This window comes from Bacillus hominis (assembly GCF_018332515.1).
Lineage (GTDB): Bacteria > Bacillota > Bacilli > Bacillales > Bacillaceae_G > Bacillus_A > Bacillus_A hominis.
The window spans coordinates 1-10362 of the sequence record NZ_BOQD01000028.1 but is presented as its reverse complement, the minus strand read 5'-3'; the positions used below and the strand labels follow the sequence as shown (position 1 = coordinate 10362).

16 protein-coding genes and 1 pseudogene are annotated in these 10362 nt (G+C 37.1%); 13 read left to right on the top strand and 4 right to left on the bottom strand.

The window, feature by feature from the left end; genetic code table 11:
* A pseudogene (locus tag KI356_RS04105) lies at positions 1 to 317 on the bottom strand (spore germination protein); the annotation flags it as partial.
* Positions 318 to 469: 152 nt separating this feature from the next.
* Between KI356_RS04105 and KI356_RS04100 the strand changes: the two are divergent.
* On the top strand, positions 470 to 1594 hold the full coding sequence (locus KI356_RS04100) for a homoserine O-acetyltransferase family protein (protein ID WP_128282972.1): 1125 nt from the start codon (positions 470 to 472) through the stop codon (positions 1592 to 1594).
* Positions 1595 to 1643: 49 nt separating this feature from the next.
* Here KI356_RS04100 and KI356_RS04095 read toward each other — a convergent pair whose 3' ends face one another.
* Positions 1644 to 1826, bottom strand: a complete 183-nt coding sequence (locus tag KI356_RS04095; RefSeq protein ID WP_128282973.1) for a hypothetical protein — start codon at positions 1824 to 1826, stop codon at positions 1644 to 1646.
* Between the two features lie 199 nt (positions 1827 to 2025).
* On the opposite strand from KI356_RS04095, the gene KI356_RS04090 reads away from it, so the two are divergent.
* The 5 genes from KI356_RS04090 to KI356_RS04070 all read left to right on the top strand — a co-directional run bounded on the left by KI356_RS04090 (position 2026) and on the right by KI356_RS04070 (position 5342).
* The gene (locus KI356_RS04090; RefSeq protein ID WP_000141214.1) at positions 2026 to 2331 is read left to right on the top strand and encodes a rhodanese-like domain-containing protein; all 306 of its coding nucleotides are present in this window, start codon (positions 2026 to 2028) and stop codon (positions 2329 to 2331) included.
* Positions 2332 to 2562: 231 nt separating this feature from the next.
* Entirely contained in the window at positions 2563 to 2787 is a 225-nt protein-coding gene (locus KI356_RS04085; RefSeq protein WP_128282975.1) for a spore germination protein, read from the top strand.
* A gap of 20 nt (positions 2788 to 2807) precedes the next feature.
* Entirely contained in the window at positions 2808 to 3131 is a 324-nt protein-coding gene (locus KI356_RS04080) for a hypothetical protein (RefSeq protein ID WP_128282976.1), read from the top strand.
* 167 nt (positions 3132 to 3298) lie between these two features.
* On the top strand, positions 3299 to 4312 hold the full coding sequence (moaA, locus tag KI356_RS04075; protein ID WP_128282977.1) for a GTP 3',8-cyclase MoaA: 1014 nt from the start codon (positions 3299 to 3301) through the stop codon (positions 4310 to 4312).
* Positions 4313 to 4328: 16 nt separating this feature from the next.
* On the top strand, positions 4329 to 5342 hold the full coding sequence (locus tag KI356_RS04070) for a molybdopterin-synthase adenylyltransferase MoeB (protein WP_002067678.1): 1014 nt from the start codon (positions 4329 to 4331) through the stop codon (positions 5340 to 5342).
* 42 nt (positions 5343 to 5384) lie between these two features.
* Here KI356_RS04070 and moaC read toward each other — a convergent pair whose 3' ends face one another.
* Entirely contained in the window at positions 5385 to 5870 is a 486-nt protein-coding gene (moaC, locus tag KI356_RS04065; protein ID WP_002123168.1) for a cyclic pyranopterin monophosphate synthase MoaC, read from the bottom strand.
* Between the two features lie 83 nt (positions 5871 to 5953).
* On the opposite strand from moaC, the gene KI356_RS04060 reads away from it, so the two are divergent.
* The 5 genes from KI356_RS04060 (at position 5954) to KI356_RS04040 (ending at position 8945) form a co-directional block, all read left to right on the top strand.
* Positions 5954 to 7243 (top strand): molybdopterin molybdotransferase MoeA, encoded by a 1290-nt coding sequence (locus KI356_RS04060; RefSeq protein WP_212934839.1) that lies wholly within the window; start codon positions 5954 to 5956, stop codon positions 7241 to 7243.
* Positions 7207 to 7728 (top strand): molybdopterin-guanine dinucleotide biosynthesis protein B, encoded by a 522-nt coding sequence (gene mobB / locus KI356_RS04055; RefSeq protein WP_212934838.1) that lies wholly within the window; start codon positions 7207 to 7209, stop codon positions 7726 to 7728. The genes KI356_RS04060 and mobB overlap by 37 nt, the downstream gene beginning before the upstream one ends.
* Positions 7725 to 8189 (top strand): molybdopterin synthase catalytic subunit MoaE, encoded by a 465-nt coding sequence (gene moaE / locus KI356_RS04050; protein WP_002112357.1) that lies wholly within the window; start codon positions 7725 to 7727, stop codon positions 8187 to 8189. The genes mobB and moaE overlap by 4 nt, the downstream gene beginning before the upstream one ends.
* Before the next feature lie 2 nt (positions 8190 to 8191).
* Complete coding sequence (gene moaD, locus KI356_RS04045) at positions 8192 to 8425, top strand: molybdopterin converting factor subunit 1 (RefSeq protein ID WP_002067685.1); 234 nt, start codon at positions 8192 to 8194, stop codon at positions 8423 to 8425.
* Positions 8426 to 8525: 100 nt separating this feature from the next.
* A complete protein-coding gene (locus KI356_RS04040) occupies positions 8526 to 8945 on the top strand; it encodes a DUF3888 domain-containing protein (protein WP_212934837.1) in 420 nt (139 codons plus the stop codon).
* Between the two features lie 227 nt (positions 8946 to 9172).
* On the opposite strand, the gene KI356_RS04035 is transcribed toward KI356_RS04040, so the two are convergent.
* A complete protein-coding gene (locus tag KI356_RS04035) occupies positions 9173 to 9667 on the bottom strand; it encodes a CarD family transcriptional regulator (protein WP_087946831.1) in 495 nt (164 codons plus the stop codon).
* A 266-nt stretch (positions 9668 to 9933) separates the two neighbouring features.
* Here KI356_RS04035 and KI356_RS04030 point away from each other — a divergent pair, with 266 nt between their 5' ends.
* Positions 9934 to 10170, top strand: a complete 237-nt coding sequence (locus KI356_RS04030; RefSeq protein ID WP_002089059.1) for a DUF2553 family protein — start codon at positions 9934 to 9936, stop codon at positions 10168 to 10170.
* Between the two features lies 1 nt (position 10171).
* The gene (locus tag KI356_RS04025) at positions 10172 to 10354 is read left to right on the top strand and encodes a sporulation protein Cse60 (protein WP_000621746.1); all 183 of its coding nucleotides are present in this window, start codon (positions 10172 to 10174) and stop codon (positions 10352 to 10354) included.
* Positions 10355 to 10362: the final 8 nt, after the last annotated feature.

Sequence of the window (10362 nt, the reverse complement as noted above, 5' to 3'; positions counted from 1 at the left end):
GAAGACTCGTCTTGCTTAGAACCTTGCTGTTTGTTTTGAGAAGACTCGTCTTGTTTAGCATCTTGCTGTTTGTTTTGAGAAGACTCGTCTTGTTTAGAATTTTGTTGTTTGTTTTGAGAAGACTCATCTTGCTTAGAAGGTTCCTCAGTTTGTTCCATATTTTTTTGCTGGCTATTCTTATCTTTGCTCTGTTTCATGCTTCTAGTTTGCTTTGTGTTATTGTTCTCTTGATCGTTAGGCTGTTGTTCCGATTCATTTGTCTCTTTTGCTTCTGCTGTATTTGAGTTTTTTTTCTTACGTAACCAATTCCAAATCATATGTATGCCCTCTTTGATTGTGTAATATAGTGCTATTTTGTGGCTAATTTTGTATATTATTCATTTATTTATGAAAAGAAGGAGGAGATTGGTTTGCATAGAAAAAATCCTTTAGTAAGCAGTTCATAATATGACGGGAAGAAGGCGAGTCTGTGCAAATTGTAAAAAAGGAGAAGTTTGTTTTAAAAGAGTTTGTGTTTGAAAATGGTAGAGAGATTCCTGTTCAAATGGGGTATGAGACGTATGGTGCTTTAAATAGAGAAAAATCAAATGCGATTTTGGTTTGTCACCATTTTAGTGCAACAAGTCACGCGGCAGGAAAATATACAGCGCATGACGAGGAGTCTGGTTGGTGGGATGGATTAATTGGACCTGGGAAAGCAATTGATACAAATAAATATTTCGTTATATGTACTGATAACCTTTGTAATGTACAGGTGAAGAACCCCTACGTGATTACTACTGGACCAAAATCGATAAATCCGATGACTGGTTTTGAGTATGCGATGGATTTTCCAGTTTTCACATTTTTAGATGTAGCACGTATGCAATATGAGTTAATAAAAGATATGGGGATTTCTAGGTTACATGCTGTAATGGGACCGTCGGCAGGTGGGATGATTGCACAGCAATGGGCTGTCCGCTATCCTCATATGGTAGAGCGAATGATTGGAGTTATTACGAACCCGCAAAATCCAATTATAACGTCGGGCAATGTAGCGCAAAATGCGATTGAAGCAATTCAGCTGGATCCAAATTGGAAAGGTGGAAAGTATGGAGAAGAGCAGCCAATGAAGGGGCTTCATTTAGCAAATAGAATGATGTTTATGAATGCGTTTGATGAACATTTTTATGAAATGGCATTTCCGCGGAATAGTATAGAAATGGCACCTTATCAGGAATTTTCTGCATTAACATCATTTGAGAAAGAGATAAATAAAGTGACATGCAAAAGTATAGATTTAGTAGATGCAAATTCATGGATGTACACTGCGAAAGCAGTCTTACTACATGATATTGCGCATGGATTTTCTTCTTTAGAAGAGGCTCTTTCTAATATGGAAGCGAATGTACTCATGATTCCATGTAAGCAAGATTTACTTCAGCCGCCTCGTTACAATTATAAAATGGTAGACATTTTGCAAAAGCAAGGGAAGTACGCAGAAGTATATGAGATAGAAAGTATAAATGGGCATATGGCAGGAGCGTTAGATGTTCATTTATTTGAAAAGAAAGTTTATGAGTTTTTAAATCGGAAAGTATCTAGTTTCGTGTAGGAAATAAATAATGTGAAAAAGGTGCAATGTGTGTAGTAGGCACCTTCTTTTACATGATTTGCAGGCGGAAAATATATGTAGCGATTGATAAACCGAAGAAAGCTATACTAAGTAATAGAAATAAGAAGGACATTTCTTGTGGTGATTTTATCTTTTTATTATTTTTCATACTAAGAGCAATAACTGCAAAAACTAAGAAAATGATGCCCATAATGAAAAGAAAAAGTGTCATTGTAACTGGCTCCTTTCATCAAACAAGTATATTGAGGATACAATGCGCTAGTTATGTTTGTAAAGAATAAGTTTTGCGGGAAAATTGAGAAATAAATGTTCCATTCTTTGCGTTCCTTCCTTCGCGTGCTAAAATTGATGAGAAATGATTGTTTAAAGAAGAAACTGAAGGTTTTATTGTATATAAGGAGGAACTACATATGACAGAAGTAAAAACAATTACTACAGAAGAAGTACAAGAGCGATTAGAAAATGGAGAAACATTATTTTTAGTAGATGTAAGGGAAGATGAAGAAGTAGCAGCAGGGAAAATTCCAGAAGCTGTACATATTAAAATGGGCGATATCCCAAATAAAGTAGATTTCTTTGAGAAAGAGAATGAATATATCTTTATTTGTCGTTCTGGAATGCGTAGTGAAAACGTATGCCATTATTTAAATGAGCAAGGATTTAAAACAGTGAATATGGTTGGCGGTATGCTTCAATATGAAGGTGAAACTAAATAATTAGCCGAAAAAACTTGAAACGTGTTTGTTTCAAGTTTTTTTCTTTTGCATACAGTGTATAAAGTGAAACTTTAATCAGTGGAGGTTTTGTTCATCCCCCACTGATTATTAGCCCGCACCAATCGGGCGTTTACGGGCAGTAAATCTCTCGCCTAACTTCTTTGCTCCAGCCAAATTTTGAGGTGGGAGTCTTACTGCCCGCAAATAGCGGGATAAAAGGGGGATAGGTAAATGGGGATTAACATGCGTAAAGTAAAAATTATAAATAATACAGGAGCTGTTAATGTTGGTGACTGTTATGATCTCTCACCTTTAGCTGTAGCGAAAATATACGCGGGTGCTGGAGGATCGAGTGCGGCTGTTTTTCTAAATGGGAAAAGGCAGCCAGAAGCGGTGATTAGAACATCAGTATTTTTACCGCCATTAGCAACGAGTACACGTACATTAGGTTCGTAAAGGAGAGGTAGAGTGTAAGTATGCCAGCACGTATAAAAGAGTTTATTATCGTTAATAACACTGGGAATATATTTACGGGTGATAATTTGAGTGATACTTCGTTTACTGCCTCGAAATCGTATAGTGGTTCAACGGGGTGCACTTGGATTGATGTTGTTACAGTAATAGGGACGGAGACGAAGCTTTGTTTACAGCCAGGAGATAGTGTGACGACAACGTATACGAAAGGTACTCCTGCTAGTAATCTAACAGGAACAAATACGGGTCAAGGTGCAAATGTATCAAATGTAGTACAAAGTGTCCCTAATACAGATAATATGGATTCAACAGTTGGACTCCCCTAAGAAATTAGGGGAGTCTTTATTTAAACGAAGTATTGGAGACGGTTTTGGAAAATACAATTCAAATGAAAGATGAATTTTTTATTTGTTTGAGCAAAAACATCACGTTTCAAAAATATATTATAATAGAATGAAGAGAGGGATAAATTTGGCAGAAAGGGAGAGTGGCGATGCAGGAGAAGGTTAAAGATTTTTTCGGACGCCCACTTCAAGATTTGCGCATCTCTGTCATTGATCGTTGTAATTTGCGGTGTACGTATTGTATGCCAGCGGAAGTGTTTGGTCCTGATTATGCTTTTTTGAAAGAGGAGTTTTTACTGACATTTGATGAAATCGAGCGATTAGCAAAAGTATTTGTTAGCATCGGTGTACGGAAAATTAGACTTACTGGCGGTGAGCCATTGCTCCGTAAGGATTTAACAAAACTTATCGAACGTCTCGTGAAAATTGACGGTTTAGTAGATATAGGATTAACGACAAATGCGATTCATTTAACGAAGCAAGCGAAGGCGTTAAAAGAAGCTGGGTTACACCGAGTAAATGTTAGTTTGGATGCGATAGATGATAATGTGTTCCGCGCAATTAATGGCCGAAATATGAATACGAAGCCAGTGTTAAAAGGAATTATAGCAGCGAAAGAAGCAGGCCTTGAAGTGAAGGTAAATATGGTTGTGAAAAAAGGGATGAACGATCATCAAGTACTTCCGGTTGCTGCGTATTTTAAAGAACAAGGAATTTCACTTAGATTTATTGAGTTTATGGATGTTGGTAGTACGAATGGATGGAATTTTGATCAAGTTATTACGAAACGAGAATTAATTGATATGATTCATGGGGTGTATCCAATTGAGCCAGCTGAAGCTCATTATTTTGGTGAGGTTGCGAAACGATATCGATACGTTGGAACAAATGTAGAGGTTGGTTTTATTACCTCTGTTTCTGAGTCATTTTGTTCTTCTTGTACGAGAGCAAGAATTTCAGCAGATGGAAAGTTTTATACTTGCTTGTTTGCGACAGAAGGAATGGATTTAAGGAAACTTCTCGGGGAAAACCTTTCGGATAATGAGTTGTTAAAAGCTATACAAGATGTATGGGAGAATAGACAAGATCGATATTCAGATGAACGGACAGAAGAAAGCGCGAAAAATCGTCCGAAAATTGAAATGTCTTATATAGGAGGATAAGAAAGGGGGATGTCGTATGCAAGAGCGATATTCAAGACAAATGTTATTTTCTGGTGTTGGGGAAGAAGGACAACGGAAAATAAGAGGGAAGCACGTGCTCGTCATCGGTGCTGGTGCGCTCGGAGCAGCGAATGCAGAAGCAATTGTTAGAGCAGGTGTTGGAAAAATAACAATTGCTGATCGTGATTATGTAGAATGGAGTAATTTACAAAGGCAACAATTATATACAGAAGAAGATGCAAAGCATTATAAGCCGAAAGCGATAGCGGCAGCAGAACATTTAAAGGCAATTAATTCCGAAGTAGAAATTGTACCAGTTGTGACTGATGTAACGGTGCAAGAAATGGAAGAGTTAATTAAAGGTGTAGATTTAATATTGGATGCGACAGATAATTTTGAAACGCGCCTTCTTATTAATGATATATCTCAGATGTATAACGTTCCATGGATATACGGAGGATGTGTTGGAAGTTACGGAGTAACTTATACAATCTTGCCAGGAAAAACGCCGTGTTTTCGATGTTTAATGGAACATCCGGCGAGCGGAGCGACATGTGATACGGCCGGTATTATACAGCCAGCAGTGCAATTAGTAGTTGCACATCAAATAACGGAAGCTTTAAAAATATTAGTAGAAGATTTTGAGGCACTTCGTGAAACGATGCTATCATTTGATCTTTGGAATAATCAACAGATGGCATTTAAAGTGAATAGGCAGAAAAAGGATACATGTTTATCTTGTGGAAAACTACGTACATATCCGAGTTTAACATTTGAGGCACAAACGAAAACAGAAGTATTATGTGGACGAAATACAGTTCAAATCCGTCCAGGTGTGCGTCAGGGGTTTAATTTAGAAGAAATTAAAAAGCGCTTACAAAAAAGTGTGGATGTAAAAGCAACGCCGTATTTATTATCATTTCCAGTGGAAGAATATCGTTTTGTTTTATTTACAGATGGCAGGGCATTTATTCATGGTACGAATGATATGAATGTTGCGAAACGACTATATGCAAGATATATAGGTTGAACCTAAAGGAGAATCCTTTAGGTTCAAATGGAAAAGGTAGGATTAAGACTTTCTCATATAATCTCCATTTTTTCCGCCCGTTTTTTCAAGTAAGTACGTTTCGCCAATAATCATCCCCTTATCAACGGCTTTACACATGTCATATACAGTAAGAGCGGTAGCGGAAGCAGCTGTTAAGGCTTCCATCTCAACGCCGGTACTACCTTCTGTTTTAACTTTTACTTCAATAAGTAGTCGATATTGTTCTTCTGACTGTTTCCAATCGAAAGAGACGTCAACACCTTTTAATAATAAAGGATGGCACATTGGGATAATATCAGAAGTACGTTTTGCAGCCATAATACCTGCAATTTGTGCGACGGCTAATACGTCACCTTTACCAATTTCATTGTGAGAGATTTTATCAAAAATTTCTTTCGTAACGAGAATGCTAGAGCATGCTATTGCTGTTCGAACGGTTATTTTTTTGTCGCTTATATCAACCATTTTAGCGCGTCCTTGGTCGTTGAAATGTGTGAATGAAGACATGGAATTCCTCCTTGAAGTAATTTTTATTTAATACATAAAGTTTAATCGAGATAAAAAAAATTGCAAATATGGGGTGAGAAATGATGGTAGAAAGAAGAATTCCAATTCAAGTTGCTGAGGCAGTAGAGCGGGTTATGAAATACGCTAAGCATGGTGAAGCAGAAGAAGTTTCTATTACAGAAAGTTACGGGAGGATTCTTGGGGAGGATGTTGTCTCAGATCATGACGTTCCTCACTTTGATCGTTCTCCTTACGATGGTTTCGCAATTCGAGCAGAAGATACGAAGGAAGCGAGTCAAGAGCAGCCGGTTGAATTTGAAGTAATAGGAGAGATCGGAGCAGGATCTGTTTTTATAGAAGAAGTAGGAGCTTTTCAGGCGGTGCGTATTATGACAGGAGCAGCTATTCCAAAAGGTTGCAATGCAGTCGTAATGCTAGAGTTGACGGAAGGATTCGATAAGAACAAAAGTACATATATGAAGTTAAAACGTTCTTTCCAAAACGGTGACAATATATCATTTAAAGGGGAAGATATAAAACAAAATCAAGTCCTCGTTAAGAAAGGTGTTGTAATCAATCCAGGTGTTGCCACACTATTAGCGACGTTTGGATATAGCACTGTGAAAGTTATAAAGCAGCCTGTTGTTGGTATTGTAACGACAGGAAGCGAATTACTAGAAGTGCACGAGCCGTTAGAGCCAGGGAAAATTAGAAATAGTAACTCTTATATGATTGCCGCTCAAATTATGAAAGCTGGCGGAAAAGTGCGTTACTATGTACAACTTGCCGATGAGTTAGATGCATGTTTTACAGCCGTTAAATCAGCGATGGATGAGGTTGATATTTTAATTACAACGGGCGGTGTTTCAGTAGGGGATTACGACTATTTACCAGCTATTTATGAAAGGTTACAGGTGAATGTACTCTTTAATAAAATAGCGATGAGGCCAGGGAGTGTAACGACAGTAGCTGAAGTTGATGGAAAGCTACTCTTCGGTTTATCAGGTAATCCGTCAGCTTGTTATGTAGGTTTCGAATTATTTGTGCATCCAATTATGAAAACGTATTTGCATGCGAAGGAGCCTCACATATATAGGGCAGACGCTATTTTGCAAAAAGATTTTCCGAAACCAAATCCGTTTACTCGTTTTGTAAGAGCGAAAGTGAGCATTGTTAATGGGGAACTACAAGCGACGCCGGTCGGTTTAGATAAATCGAGTGCAGTCTCTTCACTTGCGGATGCGAATGCTTTTATCGTGCTGCCTGGAGGGACGAGAGGGTTTGAAGCAGGAATGAAAGTGTCTGTATTATTGTTAGAATGCTCAGAGGGAAGTGATTGGCCGTGGGCAACGCCCCTTCAATCTTACAAATAGTAGGGTATCAAAATAGCGGGAAAACAACACTTGTAGAGAAATTGGTGCATGCATTAGCTGAAAGTGAAATGAAAGTTGCTACAATTAAGCATCATGGTCATGGTGGTTTTCCTGAAGTAGCGCAAAAAGATAGTGAAAGGCACCGAAAAGCTGGTGCTGTCGTAAGTAGTGTAGAAGGTGCTGGATTACTATCTCTGTCCTCTTTGCGAGATGAATGGTCCTTGCAAGAAATTATCCGCTTGTACGAATTTTTTGAAGTGGATACAATTTTAATAGAGGGCTATAAAGCTGAGAAATATCCCAAAATAGTGTTACTTCGTTCTGCGGAAGACGCTGAACTTTTACATAAAGTAGAAAATATAGCGGCGGTTATTACGTGGTATGATGCTCCGTCAAATGTACGAGAAGAATATAAAGTATTTCATATAACAGAAGAAAAATTGTATATAGACTGGTTTTTACAAACGGTTAGGGGTGCAAAATGATAAATACGTATTATGAAGTAATTGATACAGAAATCTCGATTGAAGAGGTGGCAAAGAAAGTAGTTCGCCGTGAATGCGGTGCTGTCACGACATTTATTGGAACAGTTAGGGAGTTTACGAAAGGGCGTCGTACACTATACTTAGAGTATGTAGCTTATAAGACGATGGCAGAAAAGATGCTACAGAAAATTGGGTCAGAAGTGAAGGAGAAGTGGCCCGGTACACATGTTGCGATTACGCATCGCATCGGCACGCTGCAAATTTCTGATATAGCGGTTGTTGTTGCTGTATCAACACCTCATCGTAAAGAGGCTTATGAAGCGAATGAATATATTATGGAGCGTATTAAGCAAATTGTTCCGATTTGGAAAAAGGAGTTTTGGGAAGATGGTGACTCATGGATTGGTGATCAATTAGAAAAAACACCATATCCAGCAGGAGAGCCTGGGAAGGAGTTATAAATATGATTCGAGTATTGTTATTTGCGAACTTGCAAGAAGAAGCAGGAACGAGTGAATTACAAATAGAGAAAGAAAATATTACGGTTGCAGAGTTAAAAGATATTGTTGCGAAAGAATATAATGTACCAGTGTCAGCGCCAATTATGGTTGCGATTAATGAAGAGTACGCAAATGAAGATGATACGATACATTCTGGTGATGTAGTTGCACTAATACCACCAGTGAGCGGTGGTTAATACTGGATTTGTGCTATAAAAAAACGACTTTCCTACATAAGGAAAGTTGTTTTTTTATGGCATTTTGGAGAACACTATCTTATAGGAAAAGGAGGAAGTTATGAAAAAGATATGTGTAATGATTTCAATGATATGTCCTGTTTTTTTCTTTTCCACAAGCAATTCTTTGGCAAAAGAATCGACGGAACAGCTTTTAGAAAGTGCGTTACTGAATCGATATTACTCGGTTATAAGGCAAGTGACAGAAGATCAACATGAATGTGAATCCGTTACAAACATAAAGCGCATAGGGAAGAAAGATGAGTTTATTCCTAAATTTGAAGTTACGATACAATTTCTTACATTTCAAGGGGCACATAATCCGCCGAATGATCGTATTACACTTACTTTAGAAGATGATTTAGATCACATAAAAATAAAAAAAGTAGAGCGAGAAAAAAATGTTTCTGGTGCTATTGCAAAACAAGTTTGCGCGCGAGTGAAAGAGAAAATGAAAGCTCATTTAGATGATTTAGAGTAGCGGCCTTAAAAAGAAATTTGTATGATTTTTAGTAGAGAGGATGAACGATGGACGTGGATAATGTGAAAATATATTGATATGGCATAGACGTGAGAGATTGGAAGAGAGATTCAACTATAAGTATCTATTAAAGAAACTGTCTAGTTTTTCAATAGAAAAAAGGCCAAAGAGATTTATCTCTTTGGCCTTTTTTACGCAAAAAAAATAGCGGTCGGCTATTTTAAAAATTAATGATTGATTGTATCTTGAAGGAATTCTGTTGCTTGATGTTCTGAAACATTCTGTACGAGTGCAACTTCACTAATAACCATCTTGCGCGCATTATCTAGCATTTGTTTTTCGCTCGCATTTAATGCTCTTTCTTTATTGCGACGAAGTAAATCACGAACAACTTCTGCACTATCTTGAAGATTGCCGTTCTTCATTTTTTCCATATTCATTGTATATCTTTGTTTCCATGAGAGTGATGGGTCTGATTCCCCATGATGAAATTCAAGAAGTATAACATCTAACGTACCTTTATCTACGATATAACGAATACCTGATTTTTGTAATTGATCCATCGGAAGCATTACTTGCATATCTTTACTGATGATGCGTATAACACAATATTGACGCGAAGTACCTAATATTTCTTTCTCTTCAATTGCTTCGATGATCCCTGCACCGTGCATTGGATAAACGATTTTATCACCAATTTGAAACAAATCATCCACCTCCATATGTGGTAACCACTTTCAATGATAACATAAGTTTATAAAAATGTCAAATTTTATATAATACCATATTGAATGTGTTTGAGTCAATATGTAAAAGGTCTTTTTTTTATGTTTTTTTTGTGCTTATATGCTGAATAAATGTAGGTGATTTTTTTTAGAAAAATAGTACAGGTGCAGAAAGAGGGCATATCCACTTATTTTTAAGCATAAAATATAAAATCGCTAATACAATATACCTAAATCCGTTCTTTGCAAAGGAGGGAGAGAAGGTGGGGCGCACAATTAGAATTGATATTACAAATAAAGTTGTCGCTAAATTTAGGCAAGATTATTTGGAATTATATACGAGTAAGTTTATGATAGGTAAGTTTTATGTCTATACTGAAGATAAACAATATGTGTTAGAAGACGGATATATATATGAAGATGGAAAGTTTTATCGCATCATAGATACGCACCGTGGCAACAAACAAGCGGCGGAGGGCTGCGATCTAGGATGGTGTTAACATGATTCGTGTGAAAGTGTTTGATGAAAGTCATGAAAAAGACTTAGAAGACGCTGTAAATGTATTTTTGAAAAAAATTGATGATGGAAATTTTGTAGATATAAAGTATCAAGTTGGTGTTTCAATTAACGATGATGAAAATCAAATTTATTGTTTTTCAGCCATGATTGTTTATAAAGCATAAAAAAGAGC